The following is a 19,489-nucleotide window of genomic DNA, read 5'->3' as shown; positions in this document are numbered from 1 at the left end:
CCGGAGGGCACGCCCCGATCCTACGCGGGGGGACTCAGCGGGGGACCTCGGCCGCGCCGCCCTCGCGGATGCGGGCGAGCACCTGGTCGTGGAGGGCCGCCAGGCCGGCCGCGGGCAGGGGCACCGGGCTGCCGGTGAGCGTGTACCACTCCTCGGCGCCGGTGTACTGGACCTCGACCCGGGCCCGCCCGCCGGGCAGGGCGGTGGTGGCGACGGTCAGGTCGCCCGTGATGACGCCGACGTCGTCGGTCATCGCCCCGCCCGGCCCGGCGGTCACCTGGTCCACGAGGTGCCCGCCCGGGGCTCCGCCGCCGGTCACCGGCTGCTGCTCATCGATCGCATGTGTCCAGCATGGCAGTAAGGGTGTCCTGCTCGCTCTGCGTCACGCTGAGCTTGTAGAGGTGCTTGATGTGGGTCCAGGAGCGGGAGTACGCGCACCAGTACGAGTTCAGCGGCGGCCGCCACTGGTCCGGGCTCTGGTCGCCCTTGGACCGGTTGGAGGCGGCGGACACGGCGATGAGCTGGGGGTTGACCAGGTCGTTGGCGAACTGCTTGCGGCGGTCCGTGGTCCAGGTGTCGGCCCCCGACCGCCAGGCGTTGGCGAGGGGCACCATGTGGTCGATGTCGAGCTGGCCGGCCGCCGTGAAGTCCTTGCCGTCGTAGGCGCTGTGCCACTGGCCGGAGGCCGCGCGGCACTGGTCGTCGGTCCTGACGTCCCGGCCGTCGCGGGAGAGGACCACCTCGCGGGTGTCGCAGGTGCCCATCTGCTTGATCCAGTGGGGGAACTTCGCGCGGCTGTACCCGGCCATCGAGTGCGGTGCCTCGACGGTCAGGTCGGCCAGCTCCACCCGGGCGGCGGACACCGCCGGCGGCTCCGGCAGGTCGCGCGGCACCGGCGGCGGTGCGGCCGACGCCGGCGGGACGGCGGGGGCGAGGACGGCGGACAGGCACAGGGCCGCGGCGGCGGTGGCGCGACGCCACCGGTTTCGTAGGATCACAGATCCATAAATACCGGCAATAACCCCTCTATACGGGACATATACCCCGGATGGCGACGTGCCGCCGTGGCTCGTTGACGCCGTTGTTCACGGCGCGTTCCACCGCCGGGCACCTCGCGCCGGTAGGAACGTCGGAAGCGATCACCGAGCACGGCGCAGCCGTCGGCACAGGAGGAGTTCCCATGGCGCAGGGGTCCGGGCACGCAGTCGGCAGACGCGCGGTGCTGCGGGGGGCGGCGGGCGCCGCCGCGGCGGTCGCGGTGCCGCCGGCCGTGGGCGCCGCTCCGGCGCCGGCCCTGGCGGGCAGGCCGGAGGCGCGGTGGGGTGTGCAGGCCGGTGACGTGACGGCCTCCTCGGGCCTGGTGTGGGTGCGGGCCGACCGCCGCGCCCGGATGATCGTGGAGACCTCGGCCACGGAGTCCTTCCGCTCCGTGCGCCGGTGGCACGGCCCGCTGGTCGGCCCCGGTACGGACTTCACCGGCAGGACGGCCCTGCGCGGCCTGCCGCCCGGCGAGCGGATCCACTACCGCGTCCTGCTGGCCGACCCGGACGACCCCCGCCGCACCGGCCGCCCGGTCCACGGCACCTTCCGCACGGCGCCCGCCCGCCGCTCGGACGTGCGCTTCCTGTGGTCGGGCGACCTGGCCGGGCAGGGCTGGGGCATCAACCCCGACCGCGGCGGCTACCGCATCTACGAGCACATGCGCCGCCTGGAGCCGGACTTCTTCCTGTGCAGCGGCGACACCATCTACGCGGACAGCCCCATCGCCCCGTCCGTGACGCTGCCCGACGGAAGCGTCTGGCGGAACGTCACGACCGAGGAGAAGGCGAAGGTCGCCGAGACGCTGGCCGAGTTCCGCGGCGCGTTCCGCTACAACCTGCTCGACGCCAACCTGCGCCGGTTCAACGCCGAGGTGCCCACCGTCGTCCAGTGGGACGACCACGAGGTGCACAACAACTGGTACCCCGGCCAGATCATGGACGACGCGCGTTACACGGAGAAGAGCCTGGACGTCCTGGCCGCCCGCTCGCGGCGGGCCTTCTCCGAATACTTCCCCCTCTCCACGCAGCAGGAGGACGGTGACGGCCGCGTCTACCGCGTCCTGCGCCACGGCCCCCTGCTGGACGTCTTCGTCCTGGACATGCGCACCTACCGCAACGCCAACTCGCCCGGCCGGCGGCCCGACGACGCGCAGGGGATCCTGGGCGCCCGGCAGCTGGAGTGGCTCAAGCGGGAGCTGTCGCGCTCGCGCGCGGTGTGGAAGGTGATCGCCTCCGACATGCCGCTGGGGCTCGTGGTCACCGACGGCCCGGCGGACTTCGAGGCGGTCGCGCAGGGCGACCCGGGCGCGCCCCTCGGCCGCGAGCTGCAGATCGCCGAGCTGCTGCGGCACGTCAAGCACCGGCGGATCACCGGCACGGTCTGGCTGACCGCGGACGTGCACTACACCTCGGCGCAGCGCTACGACCCGGAGCGGGCCGCCTTCAAGGACTTCGCGCCGTTCTGGGAGTTCGTCTCGGGGCCGCTGAACGCGGGCGGCTTCCCGGCGAACGAGCTGGACGGCACGTTCGGCCCGCAGCAGGTCTTCCTCAAGGCGCCGGCCACCGCCAACGTCCCGCCCGGCCGGGGCAGCCAGTTCTTCGGCGAGGTGTGCATCGACGGCGAGGGCGGCGAGCTGACCGTGCGGCTGCGGGACGAGGAAGGGGCGGTGCTGTTCACCAAGGTGCTGCAGCCGGGGCGCGTCGGACAATGACGCCGCCTGCGGGCGGTGGGAAGGTGGGGCTGTCCGGCCGACCCGAGCGGAAGGTGGCTTGCCATGGCCGAGCAGGTGGACGTCGTCGTCATCGGCATGGGCCCCGGCGGCGAGCAGGTCGCGGGCCGGCTCGCCGAGGCGGGGCTGGACGTGGTGGGCGTCGAGGCGGAGCTGGTCGGCGGCGAGTGCCCGTACTGGGGGTGCGTGCCGAGCAAGATGATGATCCGGGCGGGGAACCTGCTGGCCGAGGCGCGGCGCGTGCCGGGCATGGCGGGTTCGGTGCAGCAGGTCGTGCCCGACTGGGCGCCGGTGGCCGACCGGATCCGCGACGAGGCGACGGACGACTGGAACGACCGGGTGGCGGCCGACCGCTTCACCGGCAAGGGCGGCCGTCTGGTGCGCGGGCGCGGGAGGCTGGCGGGCCCGCGCCGGGTGGTGGTCGAGGGCGGCGAGGGCGGCGGGCAGGAGTTCGAGGCGAGGCTGGGCGTGGTGCTCGCCACCGGTTCCCGGCCGCAGATCCCGCCGGTGCCGGGCCTGGCGGACGTCCCCTACTGGACGAACCGGGACGCGGTCTCGGCGAAGGAGCCGCCGCGCTCGCTCCTCGTGCTCGGCGGGGGCGCGATCGGTCTGGAGGTCGCCCAGGTCTACGCCCGCTTCGGCACGCGCGTCACGGTGGTGGAGGCGATGGACCGGCTCGTCCCGGGCGAGGAGCCGGAGGCGGCCGCGCTGCTGGCGGAGGTCCTCGGCGGGGAAGGGCTGACGCTGCGCACGGGCGCCCGGGCGACCGGGGTGCGGCACGGCGGCGACGCGTTCGCGCTGACGCTGGAGGACGGCACGGAGCTGACGGGCGATCAGCTGCTGGTGGCCACGGGCCGCCGGGCGGACCTGAGCGCCCTGGGCCTGGAGACCGTGGGCCTCGACCCGGGCGGGCGGGCCCTGAAGACGGACGGCCGGATGCTGGCCGCGCCGGGGCTGTGGGGCGTGGGAGACGTGACGGGCCACGGCGCGTTCACCCACGTGGCGATGTACGAGGCGGAGGTCGCGATCCGCTCGGTGCTCGGCGAGCCGGGCCCCAAGGCCGACTACCGGGCCCTGCCGCGGGTGACGTTCACCGACCCGGAGGTCGGCGCGGTGGGCCTGACCGAGCACCAGGCCCGCGAGAAGGGGCTGCGGGTGCGCACGGGGCTCTCGCGCGTGCCGTCCTCCGCGCGCGGCTGGATCCACAAGGCGGGCAACGAGGGCCTGGTCAAGCTCGTCGAGGACGCGGACCGCGGCGTGCTCGTGGGGGCGACGACGGCCGGGCCCATGGGCGGCGAGGTGCTGTACGGCCTGGCCGTGGCCGTACAGGCCGAGGTGCCCGTGGAGACGCTGCGGCACATGATCTTCGCCTACCCGACGTTCCACCGGGGCGTGGAGGACGCGCTGGCCGACCTCCGCACGAGCGAGACCCGGCCGGACGCGTAAGCCTCCGGCGGTCCGGCCGGCACATGCCGGTTGCGGGAATCGCGCACACCGCCGGACGCCCACCGCTGCGGCATTCGCCGCTGCGGCGGGCGTCCTTTCCCGCCGCAGCGGCGAGAAGCCACGCCGTGCCGGACCGGCGGTGCCGAGTCTCCCTCGGCGCGGCTGCCCAATCCGGACAGTTACCAGAAAGAAGGCGCTTAACCCATCGGTCACAGACTGTTCGTGATCACGCAACACCCCTCCGTCAGGGTGGTGCCCATGACGGACGAGACCGACGCGAAGCCCCACCGTGCCCATCACTGGCGGCGGGACCTGGTCGAACTGGCCGCCCTGTTCACCGCGGTCGCCGCCGCCGACACCCTGGCCGACACCGTCGCACACGGGCCCGACGGACCCGTACTGCTCGTCTCCTCGGCCGCCGCCCTGCTGGCCACGACGGCCTTCCACACCTGGTGGGCGCGCCGGCACCGCCACGCTCCCCCCGCCCCGCAGACCACCGCGCACTCCCCCGCCCCCGCCGCCGCGCACTCCGGCCGCGCCGCGGCGAAGGACACCCCGGATTCCGGCGCCGCCGGCGCCACCACCCTGTGGCGGATGCGCACGACCGTGCGCGACGAGCCCGGCAGCCTGGCCGCGCTCTGCTCCTCCCTCGCCCGCCACGGCGTCGACATCCTCTCCCTGCAGACGCACCCCCTGGCCGACGGCGTCGTCGACGAGCTCCTGCTGCGGGCCCCCGGCACCCTGGCCGCCCGCGACCTCGCCGAGGCCGCGGCCACCGGCGGCGGCAGCGGCACCTGGCTGGAGCGGGCCGACGCCCACGACCTCGTGGACGCCCCCACCCGGGTCCTCAACCTCGCCACCCGCACGGCGCTCGACGCCGCGGAACTCCCCCTCGCGCTGCGCCGGCTGTTCGGCCGCTGCACGATCCACTCCGTTCCCGCCCGCTCGCCGCGCGGCGGCGCCCCGGCCGAGCCCGTTCCGGCGGAAGGGGTGTGGGAGGGGACCGTGATGCGCCTGCGCGACCCCGCGGGCGGCTCCATCACCATCGAGCGCCCGTACCTGCCGTTCACGCCCACCGAGTTCGCCCGGGCCCGCGCCCTGGTCGAGCTCGACGCCCGCCTCGGCCCGCGCGTCCCGCCGCGCACCGACGTGCTCACCCTGCCCGAGGGCAACGCGATCACCGTCCGCCGCGCCGACGCGGGCGACCTGGCCGCGGCGCGCGCCATGCACGAGCGCTGCTCCCCCGCGACGCTCGCCCAGCGCTACCACGGGCCCGTGGGCGACGCCGACCGCTACCTGCGCCACCTGCTGAGCCCGCGCTTCGGCCGCACCCTGGCCGCGTACACCGCCACGGGCCGCCTGGTCGCCCTGGGCCACCTGCTGTGGGACGGCGACGAGACGGAGGTCGCCCTGCTCGTCGAGGACGAGTGGCAGCGCCGCGGCGTCGGCGGCGAACTCCTCGGCCGCCTGGTCGACCTGGCCGTGGAGGCCGGCTGCGGCAGCGTCTACGCCGTCACGCGGTCCTCCAACACGGGCATGGTCGCGGCGATGCGGGCACTGGACCTGCCGCTGGACTACCAGGTGGAGGAGGGCACGCTCGTCATCACCGCCCGGCTCGCCCCGGCCCGCGTCCCGGCGCTCCCGCCCGCACCGTGACATTCCCCCGGATCCCGGCCCGAAGTGCCGAAATACCGGTGACGCCGCAGGCCCCGCCGTATGAGGATGTCGGCATGCCGAACGAGACGAGCACCCCGCTTCCCCGCCAGGTCGCCGACGCCTACGTCGACGCGTACACCGAACTCGACCCCATCACGGGCACCTATCTCGGAGTTGCGGGGTCCGCGTCGCGGCTGCCGGACTTCTCCCCCGCGGGCCAGCAGGCCGTCGCCGACCTCGCGCGCACCACGCTCGACCGCCTCGCCGAGGCCGAGCGGCAGCCCGGCGCCGACTCCGGCATCGAGCGCCGCTGCGCCCGTCTGCTGCGCGAGCGCCTCACCGCCCAGCTCGCGGTGCACGACGCGGACGAGCACCTGCGCGCCGTCAGCAACATCCACTCGCCACTGCACTCGGTGCGCGAGGTGTTCACCATGATGCCGGCCGACTCCGCCGAGGACTGGGCGGCGATCGCCGAGCGGCTGCGGGCCGTACCCGCGGCCCTGGAGGGCTACCGGGCCTCGCTCGCCGAGGGCCTGGAGCGCAAGCTGCCCGCCGGGCCGCGGCAGGTCGCCACCAACCTCACGCAGCTGGACGAGTGGATCGGCACCGGCAACGGCTGGTTCGGCGACTTCACCGCCGAGGGCCCGCAGGAGCTGCGCGCCGAGCTGGACGCGGCGGCGGCCGCCGCGACGGGCGGCCTCGCCGTGCTGCGCGACTGGCTGCGCGACGTCTACGCGCCGGGTGTCGAAGGGGCCCCGGAGGTCGTCGGGCGCGAGCGCTACGCCCGCTGGTCGCGCTACTGGAACGGCACGGACCTCGACCTCAACGAGGCCTACGCGTACGGCTGGTCGGAGTTCCACCGCATCCTCGGCGAGATGCGCACCGAGGCGGAGAAGGTGCTGCCCGGGGCGAGGACGCCGTGGGAGGCGCTGGCCCACCTCGACGAGCACGGCACGCACATCGAGGGCGTCGAGGAGGTGCGCGTCTGGCTGCAGGAGCTGATGGACGGGGCCATCGAGGCGCTGGACGGCACGCACTTCGAGCTGGCCGAGCGGGTCAAGCGGGTCGAGTCCCGCATCGCCCCGCCCGGCGGCGCGGCGGCCCCGTACTACTCCGAGCCGTCGGAGGACTTCTCCCGCCCGGGCCGCACGTGGCTGCCGACCATGGGTCAGACCCGCTTCCCCGTCTACGACCTGGTGTCCACCTGGTACCACGAGGGCGTCCCGGGCCACCACCTCCAGCTCGCGCAGTGGATGCACGTGGCCGAGCAGCTCTCGCGCTACCAGGTCACCCTCGGCGGGGTCAGCGCCAACGCCGAGGGCTGGGCGCTGTACGCGGAGCGGCTCATGGACGAACTGGGCTTCCTCACCGACCCCGAGCACCGGCTGGGCTACCTCGACGCCCAGATGATGCGCTCCACCCGCGTGATCGTCGACATCGGCATGCACCTGGAGCTGGAGATCCCCGCGGACTCCCCCTTCCACCCCGGTGAGCGCTGGACGCCGGAGCTGGCGCAGGAGTTCTTCGGCATGCACAGCGGCCGCCCGGCGGACTTCGTCGAGAGCGAGCTCGTGCGCTACCTCGGCATGCCCGGCCAGGCGACCGGCTACAAGCTGGGCGAGCGGGCCTGGCTGGCCGGCCGCGACGCCGCCCGCGCCGCGCACGGTGCCGCCTTCGACGCCAAGGCCTGGCACATGGCGGCGCTGTCGCAGGGCTCGCTGGGCCTGGACGACCTGGTGGCCGAGCTGTCCGTGCTGTGACGGCGAGGGGGCGGGCCTACGGGCCCGCCCCCTTTCGTTTTTGGGACCTCTTGGATCCGCTCGGACCCGCTCGGATCCGCTCAGATCCGCCAGGTCCGGATCCGGTCGGCGCACTCGTAGACGTCGACGCGGTACTCCTTGATGTCGCGCGCGAGGTCGACTATCGACCCGTACGGCGGGTCGATGCCCTCGCCGGCCGCGGCCATGTAGGCCACGACGACCATGCACGCGTACAGGCTGCTGCGCACCGGCAGCGGCTGCAGGCGGACGAGGGTGTGCATCAGGGCGGCCGCGCGCCAGGCGGCGTCGGGCTCGTGGTCGAACTTCGCCACGTCGAAGGCGTGCCGCGAGACGGCGGCGGCGAGGGCGGTGTAGTCGTGGACGGCGGGCTCTTCGTACAGCTTCTGCTCCTGTACGCCGAGGAGCCAGGGCAGATCGATGAGCAGCGACATCAGGCAGCCGCACCACCCGTGGACGGCGGAGCCTCCTCGGGGAAGGCGGCGTCGAACTCCGCCACGTGCTCGTTCCAGAACTTGGCGGCGCGCTCCACGAAGCGGCGGCGCTGCTGCTCGCGCACGGACAGGTCGTGCACGTACGCCTTGATGCTCTTGCCGTCCGCGGCAGCGGCCTCGCGGATGGCCGCGAGTTCCTCTTCCGTGAATTCGATGTTGAGTGCCGGCATGCCCCCACGGTACCGGCCGAGTACCGCGGGCGGCAGCGGCCCGGGCGGACTTCGCGCGCGGGGCGCCCGCCCGGCCGGTCAGCAGCCGCAGTCGTCCGTGCCGAGCGGGGCGGTGAGCGGGTCCGGCGGGAGCTGCCGGGTGCCGTCGGCGGTCTCCACGGCGTAGCCCTCGCGGATCCAGTACTCGATGCCGCCCAGCATCTCCTTGACGCGGTGGCCGAGCCGGGCGAGGGCCAGGGCGGCGCGGGTGGCGCCGTCGCAGCCGGGGCCCCAGCAGTACACGACGACGGGGACGGCGGGGTCGAGGAACTGCCGGGCCAGCTGCGGGATCTGCGCGGTGGGCAGGTGGACGGCGCCGGGGACGTGGCCCTGGTCCCAGGAGGCGGTGGAGCGCGAGTCCACGACGACGAAGTCCGCGGCGCCTTCGGCGAGGGCGGCGTGCACGTCGGCGACGTCGGTGTGGAAGGCGAGCCGGGCGGCGAAGTACGCGGCGGCGTCGGCGGAGGGTGCGGGCGGCACGGCCATGACGCGGCTCGTGGCGGGAGCGGGAGCAGGAGCAGTGGTGGAAGCGGTGGTGTTCATGACCGTGAATCTACGGTGCAAGATCACGGAGGAGAACCGTCATTCCTCGGCAAAACTCTTGAGTTACCAGGGATTTCACTGCTAAACATCGCCCATGACCGGCTATTCCCCCGACGCCACCGACTGGCGCATCCTCGACGCCCTGCAGCACAACGGACGCGCCGGCTACGCCGAGCTGGCGCGGATCGTGAACATGTCCTCCAGCGCCGTCACCGAGCGGGTGCGCCGGCTGGAGGAGGCGGGCGTCATCGGCGGCTACACGGCCGTCGTCGACCCCGAGAAGCTGGGCATGTCCGTCCTCGCCTTCGTCCGGCTGCGCTACCCCAACGGCAACTACAAACCCTTCCACGACCTGCTGGAGAGCACGCCGGAGATCCTGGAGGCCCACCACGTCACCGGCGACGACTGCTTCGTGATCAAGGTCGCGGCCCGGTCGATGCGGCACCTGGAGGAGGTGGCGGGCCGGATCGGCGCGCTGGGGTCGGTGACCACCAGCGTCGTGTACTCCTCCCCGCTGCCGCGGCGCGCGATCGGCCGCTGAAGCCGCGCCGTACCGGGCCGGTGCGGACCGGGCCGGGCCGGTGCGGACCGAACCCGGCCCGGACCCCGTGCGGGCCGGGCCCGGACCTTGCGCGGCGTGCTCAGTCGGGCAGGCCGGCGCCGGCGACCTCGTGGCGGACGGCCGAGCCCGAGCGGCCCTTGACCACCCGCAGCTGTGCGGGCACGCGCCGGCGCAGGTCGGCGACGTGGCTGACGATGCCGACGGCGCGGTCCCGCTCGCGCAGCGAGTCCAGGACGTCCAGCACCTCGTCCAGGGTCTGCTCGTCGAGGCTGCCGAAGCCCTCGTCGATGAAGAGGGTGTCCAGGCGGACGCCGCCCGCCTCCTCCGTGACGACGTCGGCGAGGCCCAGGGCGAGGGCGAGCGAGACGAAGAAGGTCTCGCCGCCGGAGAGCGTGGCGGTGTCGCGCTCCTTGCCCGTCCAGTGGTCGATCACGTGCAGGCCGAGGCCGGAGCGGGCGTTGCCGCCGGCCCGGGCGTCGGAGTGGACGAGGGTGTAGCGGCCGGCGGACATGCGCCGCAGCCGGGCGGTCGCGGCGGCCGCGACCTGTTCGAGGCGGGCGGCCAGGACGTACGACTCCAGGCGCATCCGGCGTTCGTTGCGGGTGGAGGTGCCCGCGGCGAGCGCCGCCAGCTCCGCCACGCGGTGGTACTCCTCGCGCAGCGGGGCGAGCCGGCGGGCGTCGGTGACGGCCGAGGCGGAGAGCCGGTCCAGCTCCTGGCAGCGGGTGCGGGCGGCGGCCTCGGCGGAGGAGGCCTCGCGGAGCCGGGCGGTCGCGGCGGCGAGGGCCACGGCGGCGGCCTCGGGGTCGGCGGCGGGGCGGGCGGCGGCGTCCACGGTCTGCGGGTCGGCGAGTTCGGCGGCCACGGCGGCCTCCTCGCGGGCCCGCGCGTCGAGGCGCTCCTGCAGCTCCCGCCGGGCCGCCGGGCCGAGCACGGCCTCCTCCGCGAGCGCGGGGTTGCCGAAGCCGGCGCGGAAGGCGGCGTCGGCGAGCCGGGCGTCGGCCTCCTTCAGCCGGTCGGCCGCGTCCGCCGCGGCGCGGACGGCCTCGACGGCGCCGGCCAGGACGTCCAGCTGCCGTTCCAGGTGGGCGGCCCGGCGGGCGACGGATTCCTCCCCGCCGCGGGCCCGGGCCAGCTCCTCCTCCAGGGCGGCCAGGTCGCGGTCGAGCTGTTCGCGGCGCGTCGTGCGCGCGGTGGTCCGCGTCAGGGCGGCCTGCCGGGCCTCGCGGCGCAGGTCGTGCTCGCGCTCGGCCCGCCGGAGCGCCTCCTGGGCCGCGTGCAGGTCGGCGCCCGCCGCGCGTGCCTCGGCCAGGGAGCGGCCCAGTTCACCGGCGAGCGCTTCGAGCTCGGCCGCCGTGGCTCCGCCGGCGTCGGCCTCGGCGCGGGCGAGGGCGTCCCGGAGTCCCTGGAGCTCCCGGGCGGCCTCCTCGCGCCGGGCGTCGGCGCGCTGGAAGGCGGCCAGCGCGGCCTCCTCGTCGGCGCGGTCGACCCGGCCGGCGGCGGCGCGCGCCGGGTCGGGGTGCTCGGTGGCTCCGCACACCTTGCAGGCGGTGCCGGGCTGGAGCCCGCCCGCGAGCTCGGCGGCGATGCCGTCCAGGCGGCGTTCCTTGAGGTCGAGCCAGGTGGTGCGGGCGGTGACGGCCTTCTCCCGGGCGTCCGTGAGCCGTTGCTCGGCCGCGGCGGCGTCGCCGGTGAGGCGGTCGCGGTCGCGGGCGGCGGCCAGCCGCGTGCGGAGGGGGCCGGTCTCGGCCTCCAGGCGGACGGCCCGGGTGGCTTCGGTGTGTGCGGTCTCGACGCGTCGTTCGCAGGCGTCGCGCAGGGCGTCCCAGCCGTCGAGCCAGGCGCCGGCCTCGGCGAGCTCGTCCTCGTCGGTGCGGGCCTCGTGCTCCAGTTCGCGCAGCTGGACCGCGATCCCGGCGGCGCGCTCCTCGGCGCGGCGGGCGGCCGACAGCGAGCCGAGCTCCTCGCGGAGACTCCGCTCCCGTGCGGCGAGTTGCCCGGCCCCTGCTTCTTGCTGTCCTTCGGGGAGCGCCGCGCGGGCGCGCTGCTCACCGGCGACGGCCGCGGCGTGGGCCCGCTCGGCTTCGGCGCGCAGGTCCAGGAGGGGGACGACGCCGTCGGCTGCGAGGGCCCGGCGCATCCTTTCGCGGGCGGCCTCATGGGCGTCGCCCTGGGCGGCCAGGGCGGCGGCGCGCTCGCGGGCGGCGGCGTGCCGGTGCTGGAGGCGGGCGAGTTCGCGTACGGCGTCGGCGTGTTCCTGGGCGGCCCGGTGGGCGTGCTCGGCGGTGCGCGCGGCGACGACGGCGATGTCCCGGCGTTCCCGGGCGCTGCTGCGGGCGAGGGCGGCCCACTCCAGGACGGCTTCGGCGAGGCCGGGGTCGCCGGGGGTGAGCGGGGCCGCGGCGGTGCGCTGGGCCGGGACGGCCCGCCCGGCGGCGGCCGGACGACCGGACGCCGTGCGGGGTGCCGGGACGCCGTCGCGGGCGCGGCCGGCGGGTGCGGTGGTGCCGCCCCCGGTCGCCGCGGCGGGCGAGGACGTGCCCACCTCGGGCAGCGACGGGTCTCCGGCGGCCTGGCGCATCCGGTGGGCGAGGGCGAGCAGCCCGTCGTCGCCCGCCCGTACGCCCGCCTCGGCGGCCCGGCGCAGCTCCGCGAGGCGCTTCTCGACGGCGCCGAAGCGGCCGGTGTCGAAGAGCCTGCCGAGGAGTTCGCCGCGGGCGGCGTCCTTCGCTCCGAGGAAGCGGGCGAACTCGCCCTGGGGCAGCAGGACGACCTGGCAGAACTGCTCCCGGCTCATGCCGAGCAGCTGCTTGATCTCCTCGCCGATCTCCTGGTGGGAGCGGCTGAGGCCCTCCCACGTCCCGGAGCGGTGCTCGCGCAGCTCGCTGGCGGCCCGTTCCTTGGTGAAGCCGGTGCCCTTCTTCTTGCGGCGCAGCTGCTCGGGGCGGCGGGTGATCTCCAGTCGGCGCCCGCCGACGGTGAGGTCGAGCACGACCTGGGTGAGGGTGCCGTCGGCGGCGTGGTCGCTGCGCAGCACGGGGGCGCCGCTGCCCTGGCGGGTGCCGGGCACCTCGTTGTAGAGGGCGTAGCAGACGGCGTCGAGGACGGAGGTCTTGCCCGCTCCGGTGGGGCCGTGGAAGAGGAAGAGGCCGTCGGCGGAGAGCGCGTCGAAGTCGATGTGCTGGGTGCCGCCGAAGGGTCCGAAGGCGGTGACGGTCAGCCGGTGCAGCCTCATCGGGCCCCCGCTTCCTCGCCGGCCGCGGCCAGCCGTACGTGGTCGAGGGCGTCGGTGAGGATCTGGCGTTCGGCGTCGTCGGGCCCCAGGCCGTCGCGCACGTGGGCCACGAAGTCCTCGGCGATCTCCCGGTCGGTGCGGTCGCGCAGGCGCCGTGCGTAGGAGGCGAGGGGGTCCTGGGGTGTGCGTTCGGGGTCGAGGACGAGGCTGAGGACGTGGGGGAAGCGGGCGGCGAGCCGGGCCATGGGTTCGTCCGGGCGGTGGGGGTCGGTGAGGGTGGCCTCGACCCACGCGTCCTCGTGGCGGGCGAGCCGCGGGTCCTGCAGCAGGTCGTCGAGGCGGCCGCGGATGCGGGCGAGCGGGCGCGGGACCGGGCAGTCGATCCGTTCGGCGGTCACGGCTCCGGCGGCGTCCAGGTCGATCAGCCACATGGACTTGCGGTGGTCGGTCTCGGAGAAGGAGTAGGCCAGCGGCGAGCCGGAGTAGCGGACGCGCTCGGTGATGGTCTGGCAGCCGTGCAGGTGGCCGAGAGCGGCGTAGTCGACGCCGTCGAAGACGGCGGCGGGGACCTGGGCGACGCCGCCGACGGTGATGTCGCGCTCGCTGTCGCTGGTGGTGCCGCCGGTGACGAAGGCGTGTGCGAGGACGACGGAGCGGGTGCCTGCGGGCCGCGTGGCGAGGTCGGCGCGGACGCGGGCCATGGCGGCCTCCAGCACGGCCGTGTGGCCGGCGCGCTCGGCGCCGAGCTGCTCGCGGACGAGGGCGGGCTCCAGGTAGGGCAGGCCGTAGAAGGCGACGTCGCCGTGGGCGTCGGTGAGGACGACGGGGGTGGCGCAGCCGGCGGGGTCGGTGCGCAGGTGGATGCCGGCCCGGTCGAGGAGCCCCGCGCCCACGCCCAGGCGGCGGGAGGAGTCGTGGTTGCCGGAGATCATGACGGTGGGCACGCCGAGGTCCGCGAGGCGGTGGAGCGCCTCGTCGAACAGGGCGACGGCGCCGAGCGGGGGGACCGCCCGGTCGTAGACGTCGCCCGCGACGAGCACCACGTCGACCCGCTCGTCCCGGACGGTGCGGACGAGGTGGCCGATGAAGTCGCGCTGGGCGTCCAGCAGGTTCACCCGGTGAAACGAGCGGCCCAGGTGCCAGTCGGACGTATGCAGGATCCTCACGGGCCCCAAGTGTTCCATCTGCGGGCGGGTGGCGGGGCATGGCCCCGATGGGTGAACCGGGCGGGCGGGCGCGGCAACCCGCTGAAAGGATCCGGAAATATGCGACTTATACGAAACGCCTTCGGGCGGCGGCGGCACGGTGGTGCCCGCAGCTCCATACGCCGCCGCCGCACCCCGCGCCCCCTCCACCTGGTGCTGACCGCGGTCCTGCTGCTCGCCGTCGGAGCCGCGTGCGCGACCCGGGACGGCTCCCTGCCCGGAACCGGGGACGGCCAGAACGCGGCCGGCCCCGGGCACCGACCGGGCCACCCCCACCAGCAGGCGCGGGAGCAGCCGCCACCGGTGCCGAAGGCGAAGCTGACCCCCGAGCAGCGGCTCGCGGCGGCACAGCGCTGGGGCCTGGACGAGGCGCCGCTCGTCGCGCCGCCCCCGCCGAAGGAGAAGCCGGAGCTGTCCACGCCGGAGTGGGCGGACAAGGGATCGGGGCTGATCCCCGCACCCGCCTCCGTGCCGACCACCGAGAAGATCGCCTTCCTGACGATCGACGACGGCGCGGCGAAGGACCGGGAGTTCCTGGACATGGTGCGGGAGCTGCAGGTGCCGCTGTCGGCCTTCCTCACCGACGAGTCCGCGGCCGAGGACTACGGCTACTTCCGCGACCTGCACGCCCTCGGCGTCTCCATCCAGAACCACACGCTGCGCCACCCGCAGCTGAACCACGTCTCCGAGGACGAGAAGTACAACGAGATCTGCGGCCAGCAGGAGATCCTGGAACGTGAGATAGGCGTCACACCGTCGCTCTTCCGGCCGCCGTTCGGCGACTTCGACGCCGACACCCTCGCCGTCGCGGAGGACTGCGGGATACAGGCCGCGCCCCTGTGGAACGAGGAGGCCTTCGCGGACCGGATCGACTTCCGCCACGACGACCAGCAGTTCCACCCCGGCGACATCATCCTGACCCACTTCAACGGGCCCAGGGCATGGGGCGGCACCATGTGCGACATGCTGCGGACGGTGCTGCGCAAGCTCACGGAGCAGGGCTACGCGCTGGCGCGGCTGGAGGACTACGCCTGACGCGGCCGGCGACGGGAACGGGCGGGCCGACCGGGGCTCCCGGCCCGGGAAGGGGTGGCCCCGAGACCATGCAGGCCTCGGGACCGGACGGGGCTCAGGCGTCCCCGTAGGCCTCCCCGCCCAGTTCGAGGCGGGCGGCGCCGGCGGTGGTGTCGGCGAGCCAGGCGCGGAAGCCCTCGACGTCCGCCTCGGGCAGTCCCACCTCGATGCGGACCTCCGCGCCGTAGCTCACCTCGCGCACGGCCCGCCCCGTCGCCCGCAGGTCGTTCTCCAGCTTGCCGGCGCGCTGGTGGTCGACGGTCACGGACGCCAGCCGGAAGCGCTGCCGGGTGACGGTCCCGAGCACGTCCAGGGCCTCGCCGACCACGCCCCCGTAGGCGCGGATCAGCCCGCCCGCGCCGAGCTTGACGCCGCCGAAGTAGCGGGTGACGACGGCGACGGCGTAGCGGACCTCGCGGCGTAGGAGCATCTGCAGCATGGGCACGCCGGCGGTGCCGCCCGGCTCGCCGTCGTCGCTCGCCTTCTGCACGGACCCGTCGGCGCCCAGCACGTAGGCGAAGCAGTGGTGGCGGGCGGTGGGGTGCTCCTTGCGGATGCGCGCGACGAACGCCTGCGCCTCCTCCTCGGTGGCGGCTGGCGCGAGCGCGCAGATGAAGCGCGACTTGCTGATCTCGATCTCGTGCACGCCCTCGCGCGCGACCGTCCGGTACTGCTCCGTCATCCCGCCAGCCTAATTCCTTCTGAACGATCCCTTTGAGGCGCACGGGCTGGCCCTGTGGGGGTTGTTCGAGTGCTGAGGACCGCGATGCCTTGATTGAGCCGGGCTTGTGAGGCCTCCGGCTGGACCGTGTGGACGGTCCTCGTGCTGATGGTGGCGGTCGCGCGGGCGCCGGGCGGATGCCTATTGGCTGCCGGGCGCTCGATGCCTCAGTGCAGAGCGGCGGCGTCCGGCGTCTTCATGACCGCCACCACCTTCCGTGCTGTCGACTCGTTGATCTTCGTGGTGCGAGCCCGCTACACGGTGACCTCTCGATTCGCCCGAGCCTGTCCGAGCTCCCGCATAGACCGAGGCCCGCGCGGCGCGCTGGTGCCACGAACGGCTAGCGAGGTGGCGGACCGGTCTCTGGCCGAGTCCTGGAATTAGGTCGCTGCGTGGCCCGCATGCCCTCGTGACCAGCGCAAACAGCTCATGCTCAAAGAGAGGAATGACTTGATCTCCTGCGGAATCGACTGGGCCGAAGCATCCTCAACCCGCCCGCCGAGGACAAGGTGACGACGTACGAAGGCACGGCCGTCCTCACCCGCGTCCGCGCACGGCCGGCCACGGCCGGCCCTGCCGCCTGACCATCGTCTTTCGCGTTTGTGCCCTGGCCACCGGTCCGGTGGCCAGGGCACAAACGCATCACGGCACGGGAATCGCGCGCGGGGGTCCCCGTACGCCCGAGTTGAAACGCTTTGACGTGACCGTGTCAGAATGCCGTTCATGAGCGACCGTCCGCCCGAGCAGCCCCCGCCGCCCCAAGAGGCCCCGCCGCCCGAGCCCGTCGACGCCCCGGAACCGACGAAGGCGACGGACGCGGCGAATGCGGACTCCGGTACGGGCCCGGCGGACGCCCCGGAACCCACGGGCGGGCGCGCCTCGGATGCCGAGCAGTCGGACGACGCCCCGGATCCGGCGGCTGCGGAGGAACCGGACAACGCGCCGGAGAACAGCGACGCGCCACAGCCGGAATCCGAGCAGCCGAAAGCCGACGCCCCGGAACCGGTGGGCGCGGAGGAAGCCGACCGCACACCGGAGAAGGCCGACGCGCCGGAACCGGGGCCCGAGCGACCCGACGCCGATGCTCCGGAACCGACGGATGCGCAGGACTCACGGGAAACGGGTGCCGAGGAAGCGAGTGCCGAAGACACGGGTATCGACGAAGCGGACGAGGCCCCGGAGTCGGAGGCCGTAGAGGAATCCGACAGTGCGCCCGAGCAAGCCGAGACTCCGGAACCGGAAGCCGAGCGATGGGACGCTGACGCCCCGGAACCGACGACCGCTGAGGACGCAGACTCCGGCATAGGCCCGACAGACGCCCCAGAACCCACGGACGGAGAAGAATCCGACGCTCCGGATCCGGAGGCTGAGCAGTCCGACGATGCTGCCCCGGAACCCGTTGACGCGGCGGACGCGGACTCCGAGACAGACCCCGCAGTCGCGCAGGACGCGGGTGCCGAGCAGGCGGACGATGCTCCGGACCCGGGTGATGAGTCGCAGGGCGAGCCTGCGGATGCCTTGGGCCCGGTCGATGAGGCTTCGGAAGGACGGTACGGCAACGACGCGCTGCGCGACGGCCCCAACTACCAGGATGAGCTCGATGACGAGTTGGGCGCACGCGGCCTGGACCGCTCCGAGCACGACAAGCTCCGGATCAGCCGGACCAACGAGCTGACGGATGAGCAGGCCCGTGAGGTCGTCGGGGTCCGTGACGCGATCAAGCTCGGCGAGGGCCAAATGGTGACCAAGGTGGTCACACCCGAGCGCGCGCAGGCCTACCTGGAGAACTTCACACCGTCCGACGAGGACGACAAATTCAGGCCCGCCCAGTTCGGCGGCTCCATCGCGCGCGGCTGTGACACCGCCGACCTGCGCAGCATGGACCAACTGCGCGACGGGCTCGCTCTTGACGATGGCGGCGCCGGCTGGTCCGCGGTCCCACCGGGCGCGTCCGAGACGTACCAGCTGCGCTTCCCGGCACCGGACGACATGCGTGCCGAGCCGTCTTTCGGCGCCGTCGGCGACCAGGAGCGGGCCGACCACGTCGCCCGCATGACCGGCCGGAGCGAGGGACTGGCCTATCTTGATCCGTTCCTCGGCACCGGCTACACCGGCGGGGGTGTCCCGGAGTGGATGGCCGAGCCCACCGGCTTCCCCCACGATGCTGAGATCTGGCTCATGCATGACGATGGCACCGAAGAGGCCGTCGGCTTCTTCGACAAGAACGAAAGGCTGTGGAAATACTATGGCTGACCCCGTGGGCCAACCCTCCCCGGTCAAGGGCGAGGTCGCTGTCTTCCGAGGTGAGCTCTATCAGGCCCGTGGCGCCGAGGGTCTGTGGCCGTGTGTCGAGCTGCTGCCCGAGCCCGGGCGCCCCGCACCCGAAGAGGTCGCGCCGCGCCGGGCCGCCGACGGATCGGTGGGATACCCGGTTCCGCTGGAGCGCCTGGAAGCCTGGTATGCCGTGACGTGGACGTTCCGCTGGCGCGGCGAGCTCTTCGAGTGCACCGCCACCACGCCCACCACGCTGTCGGGCAACTACCTCGGCTCCGACGAACGCTTCGCCAAGGAGCACCTCAAGCGCCGGGTCATCGGCTACCGCGGCGTTTTCCCGCGCGACGAGGTCACCGAGCTGGAGCAGCACCGCAAGGATCTCCTCCAGCCCCGGCACGCTCTCGTGCGGCGTCTGGACGAGTTTGACCATTTCCGCCCCAAGGCCTACGCGGTTCACCGCGGCCGGACGTATCCGGCCGCTGCTGAGGCAGACGCGTCGGGCCTCATCGCTCTGACCACCGGGGATGACCGGCCTGAGGAGCTCGTCGCCGATCCCCGGGACCCGAGCGGCGAGCACTTCCTGGCCGCCCCGGAGCAGCTGGACGCCTGGTACCGCACCCACTGGACCTTCCGCTGGAAGGGCGAACCCTTCGACGCCGCCGGGACGGTGGACGGCAGGATCAAGGGCGTCTATACAGGCGGCAGCTGGGGTTTCGTCGCGAACAGCTTGCAGCTGACCCCGGAGAAGGGTCCCGACGGGGTCCACACCCGGTACACGGTCCAGGCGGGCCTCAAAAACGTCACCGACCTCGAACAGCACCGCACCGACCTCCTGGCCAAGCCGTAGCCGAGCCGGAAAGCACCTGAGTCAGCCGGTCGCTTCCGTGGCCCAGACGAAGTCGTAGCGGATCTCCTGTCCCTGGACGCGTACGACTTCGTTGCGGTTGCGCAGTTGTACGGTGAACGCCGCCCCTGGCAGGAGGAGCACTTCCTTCTCCTCCGGCTTTTGCGAGAAGGCGGAGATGTCCCGCCCGCTACGTCCGGCGAGCGCGAGCTGGTAGAGGGCCCTGCGGCCGCCGGCGGTCGGGTACTGGAGCGGCAGGAATTCCTCGGCCTTCTTCCGTTTCTCGCTGGTGCTGGTGAAGCCGCTGAAGGACAGCCGCTTCCGGGGCCACATCTCCCACCCCGCGCGGTACACCGTTCCCTTGACGGGAGGCAGCCGGTGCAGGGAGTCGGCGAGCATGTCGGCGTGGGTCTTGGCCTCGTCCCGCAGCAGTGTGCCGGCCGACGCCGATCGACGTGAATCCGCGGGGTGGTGAGAACGCGGTTGATGAGCCGGTGGTTGTCCCCGCACGGAGACTGGCACGCCTCCGCGCAGAGGAACCTCTTCAACCGCATGATCGGACAGCTCTACCACTGCCTGCAGAAAGGCGAGCTGTTCGATGAACAGCTCGCCTTCCCCACACCTCTCACCGCCGCCGCTTGACGCCTTAGCGTCGCGAGGTGTCTATGCGGCGCCCCG

General features: G+C 73.9%; 17 protein-coding genes and 1 pseudogene. 9 read left to right on the top strand and 9 right to left on the bottom strand.

Translation table 11 applies throughout. From position 1 onward, the window contains the following. Positions 1–34: 34 nt before the first annotated feature. Positions 35–253 carry a hypothetical protein gene (locus ACFPP6_RS23780; RefSeq protein WP_382046213.1) on the bottom strand — a complete coding sequence of 73 codons (219 nt, stop codon included), beginning with the start codon at positions 251–253 and terminating at the stop codon, positions 35–37. 76 nt (positions 254–329) lie between these two features. Next, the gene (locus ACFPP6_RS23775; RefSeq protein ID WP_382046210.1) at positions 330–995 is read right to left on the bottom strand and encodes an HNH endonuclease family protein; all 666 of its coding nucleotides are present in this window, start codon (positions 993–995) and stop codon (positions 330–332) included. 185 nt (positions 996–1,180) lie between these two features. On the opposite strand from ACFPP6_RS23775, the gene ACFPP6_RS23770 reads away from it, so the two are divergent. From ACFPP6_RS23770 to ACFPP6_RS23755, 4 genes are all read left to right on the top strand, one after another. Further along, positions 1,181–2,752 carry an alkaline phosphatase D family protein gene (locus tag ACFPP6_RS23770; RefSeq protein WP_382045804.1) on the top strand — a complete coding sequence of 524 codons (1,572 nt, stop codon included), beginning with the start codon at positions 1,181–1,183 and terminating at the stop codon, positions 2,750–2,752. A 63-nt stretch (positions 2,753–2,815) separates the two neighbouring features. Next, on the top strand, positions 2,816–4,216 hold the full coding sequence (locus tag ACFPP6_RS23765; RefSeq protein ID WP_382045801.1) for a dihydrolipoyl dehydrogenase family protein: 1,401 nt from the start codon (positions 2,816–2,818) through the stop codon (positions 4,214–4,216). 258 nt (positions 4,217–4,474) lie between these two features. Further along, positions 4,475–5,872, top strand: coding sequence for a GNAT family N-acetyltransferase (locus ACFPP6_RS23760; RefSeq protein ID WP_382045799.1), 1,398 nt, complete (start codon positions 4,475–4,477; stop codon positions 5,870–5,872). Positions 5,873–5,946: 74 nt separating this feature from the next. Next, positions 5,947–7,632, top strand: a complete 1,686-nt coding sequence (locus ACFPP6_RS23755; RefSeq protein WP_382045796.1) for a DUF885 domain-containing protein — start codon at positions 5,947–5,949, stop codon at positions 7,630–7,632. Between the two features lie 80 nt (positions 7,633–7,712). On the opposite strand, the gene ACFPP6_RS23750 is transcribed toward ACFPP6_RS23755, so the two are convergent. The 3 genes from ACFPP6_RS23750 to ACFPP6_RS23740 all read right to left on the bottom strand — a co-directional run bounded on the left by ACFPP6_RS23750 (position 7,713) and on the right by ACFPP6_RS23740 (position 8,896). Beyond that, a complete protein-coding gene (locus tag ACFPP6_RS23750) occupies positions 7,713–8,084 on the bottom strand; it encodes a hypothetical protein (RefSeq protein ID WP_058041443.1) in 372 nt (123 codons plus the stop codon). Next, complete coding sequence (locus ACFPP6_RS23745; RefSeq protein WP_058041442.1) at positions 8,084–8,314, bottom strand: hypothetical protein; 231 nt, start codon at positions 8,312–8,314, stop codon at positions 8,084–8,086. The genes ACFPP6_RS23750 and ACFPP6_RS23745 overlap by 1 nt, the downstream gene beginning before the upstream one ends. A 78-nt stretch (positions 8,315–8,392) precedes the next feature. After that, on the bottom strand, positions 8,393–8,896 hold the full coding sequence (locus ACFPP6_RS23740) for a rhodanese-like domain-containing protein (RefSeq protein WP_382045794.1): 504 nt from the start codon (positions 8,894–8,896) through the stop codon (positions 8,393–8,395). A gap of 94 nt (positions 8,897–8,990) precedes the next feature. Between ACFPP6_RS23740 and ACFPP6_RS23735 the strand changes: the two genes are divergently transcribed. After that, positions 8,991–9,437, top strand: coding sequence for an Lrp/AsnC family transcriptional regulator (locus tag ACFPP6_RS23735; RefSeq protein WP_382045791.1), 447 nt, complete (start codon positions 8,991–8,993; stop codon positions 9,435–9,437). A gap of 100 nt (positions 9,438–9,537) precedes the next feature. Here the strand turns inward: ACFPP6_RS23735 and ACFPP6_RS23730 are convergent, their stop codons facing one another. Beyond that, on the bottom strand, positions 9,538–12,693 hold the full coding sequence (locus ACFPP6_RS23730; RefSeq protein WP_382045788.1) for an AAA family ATPase: 3,156 nt from the start codon (positions 12,691–12,693) through the stop codon (positions 9,538–9,540). Beyond that, positions 12,690–13,859, bottom strand: coding sequence for an exonuclease SbcCD subunit D (locus ACFPP6_RS23725; RefSeq protein WP_382045786.1), 1,170 nt, complete (start codon positions 13,857–13,859; stop codon positions 12,690–12,692). The genes ACFPP6_RS23730 and ACFPP6_RS23725 overlap by 4 nt, the downstream gene beginning before the upstream one ends. Before the next feature lie 99 nt (positions 13,860–13,958). Between ACFPP6_RS23725 and ACFPP6_RS23720 the strand changes: the two genes are divergently transcribed. Continuing rightward, complete coding sequence (locus ACFPP6_RS23720) at positions 13,959–14,933, top strand: polysaccharide deacetylase family protein (RefSeq protein WP_382045783.1); 975 nt, start codon at positions 13,959–13,961, stop codon at positions 14,931–14,933. A 94-nt stretch (positions 14,934–15,027) separates the two neighbouring features. Here the strand turns inward: ACFPP6_RS23720 and ACFPP6_RS23715 are convergent, their stop codons facing one another. Then, on the bottom strand, positions 15,028–15,654 hold the full coding sequence (locus tag ACFPP6_RS23715) for a YigZ family protein (protein WP_382045780.1): 627 nt from the start codon (positions 15,652–15,654) through the stop codon (positions 15,028–15,030). A 762-nt stretch (positions 15,655–16,416) separates the two neighbouring features. Between ACFPP6_RS23715 and ACFPP6_RS23710 the strand changes: the two genes are divergently transcribed. Both ACFPP6_RS23710 and ACFPP6_RS23705 read left to right on the top strand, forming a co-directional pair. Next, positions 16,417–17,946 (top strand): hypothetical protein, encoded by a 1,530-nt coding sequence (locus ACFPP6_RS23710; RefSeq protein WP_382045778.1) that lies wholly within the window; start codon positions 16,417–16,419, stop codon positions 17,944–17,946. Further along, the gene (locus tag ACFPP6_RS23705; protein ID WP_382045776.1) at positions 17,939–18,814 is read left to right on the top strand and encodes a hypothetical protein; all 876 of its coding nucleotides are present in this window, start codon (positions 17,939–17,941) and stop codon (positions 18,812–18,814) included. Before ACFPP6_RS23710 ends, ACFPP6_RS23705 begins: the two co-directional genes overlap by 8 nt. A gap of 21 nt (positions 18,815–18,835) precedes the next feature. Here ACFPP6_RS23705 and ACFPP6_RS23700 read toward each other — a convergent pair whose 3' ends face one another. Beyond that, entirely contained in the window at positions 18,836–19,210 is a 375-nt protein-coding gene (locus ACFPP6_RS23700; protein WP_382045773.1) for an ADP-ribosyltransferase, read from the bottom strand. 111 nt (positions 19,211–19,321) lie between these two features. Here ACFPP6_RS23700 and ACFPP6_RS23695 point away from each other — a divergent pair. After that, positions 19,322–19,453: pseudogene (locus ACFPP6_RS23695) on the top strand (IS110 family transposase); the annotation flags it as partial. Positions 19,454–19,489 lie beyond the last annotated feature (36 nt).

The sequence above is a fragment of the Streptomyces aureoversilis genome, from assembly GCF_042657885.1.
GTDB classification, from domain to species: domain Bacteria; phylum Actinomycetota; class Actinomycetes; order Streptomycetales; family Streptomycetaceae; genus Streptomyces; species Streptomyces aureoversilis.
Note: the sequence above shows the minus strand (reverse complement) of the source record. Positions and strands in the feature narration are given on the sequence as shown.

Excerpts from the sequence above, each read along its gene's own strand:
- ACFPP6_RS23780 (WP_382046213.1), bottom strand. The coding sequence starts at position 253 with ATGACCGACGACGTCGGCGTCATCACGGGCGACCTGACCGTCGCCACC.
- ACFPP6_RS23770 (WP_382045804.1), top strand. The coding sequence starts at position 1,181 with ATGGCGCAGGGGTCCGGGCACGCAGTCGGCAGACGCGCGGTGCTGCGG.
- ACFPP6_RS23765 (WP_382045801.1), top strand. The coding sequence starts at position 2,816 with ATGGCCGAGCAGGTGGACGTCGTCGTCATCGGCATGGGCCCCGGCGGC.
- ACFPP6_RS23760 (WP_382045799.1), top strand. The coding sequence starts at position 4,475 with ATGACGGACGAGACCGACGCGAAGCCCCACCGTGCCCATCACTGGCGG.
- ACFPP6_RS23755 (WP_382045796.1), top strand. The coding sequence starts at position 5,947 with ATGCCGAACGAGACGAGCACCCCGCTTCCCCGCCAGGTCGCCGACGCC.
- ACFPP6_RS23750 (WP_058041443.1), bottom strand. The coding sequence starts at position 8,084 with ATGTCGCTGCTCATCGATCTGCCCTGGCTCCTCGGCGTACAGGAGCAG.
- ACFPP6_RS23745 (WP_058041442.1), bottom strand. The coding sequence starts at position 8,314 with ATGCCGGCACTCAACATCGAATTCACGGAAGAGGAACTCGCGGCCATC.
- ACFPP6_RS23740 (WP_382045794.1), bottom strand. The coding sequence starts at position 8,896 with ATGAACACCACCGCTTCCACCACTGCTCCTGCTCCCGCTCCCGCCACG.
- ACFPP6_RS23735 (WP_382045791.1), top strand. The coding sequence starts at position 8,991 with ATGACCGGCTATTCCCCCGACGCCACCGACTGGCGCATCCTCGACGCC.
- ACFPP6_RS23730 (WP_382045788.1), bottom strand. The coding sequence starts at position 12,693 with ATGAGGCTGCACCGGCTGACCGTCACCGCCTTCGGACCCTTCGGCGGC.
- ACFPP6_RS23720 (WP_382045783.1), top strand. The coding sequence starts at position 13,959 with ATGCGACTTATACGAAACGCCTTCGGGCGGCGGCGGCACGGTGGTGCC.
- ACFPP6_RS23715 (WP_382045780.1), bottom strand. The coding sequence starts at position 15,654 with ATGACGGAGCAGTACCGGACGGTCGCGCGCGAGGGCGTGCACGAGATC.
- ACFPP6_RS23710 (WP_382045778.1), top strand. The coding sequence starts at position 16,417 with ATGAGCGACCGTCCGCCCGAGCAGCCCCCGCCGCCCCAAGAGGCCCCG.
- ACFPP6_RS23705 (WP_382045776.1), top strand. The coding sequence starts at position 17,939 with ATGGCTGACCCCGTGGGCCAACCCTCCCCGGTCAAGGGCGAGGTCGCT.
- ACFPP6_RS23700 (WP_382045773.1), bottom strand. The coding sequence starts at position 19,210 with ATGCTCGCCGACTCCCTGCACCGGCTGCCTCCCGTCAAGGGAACGGTG.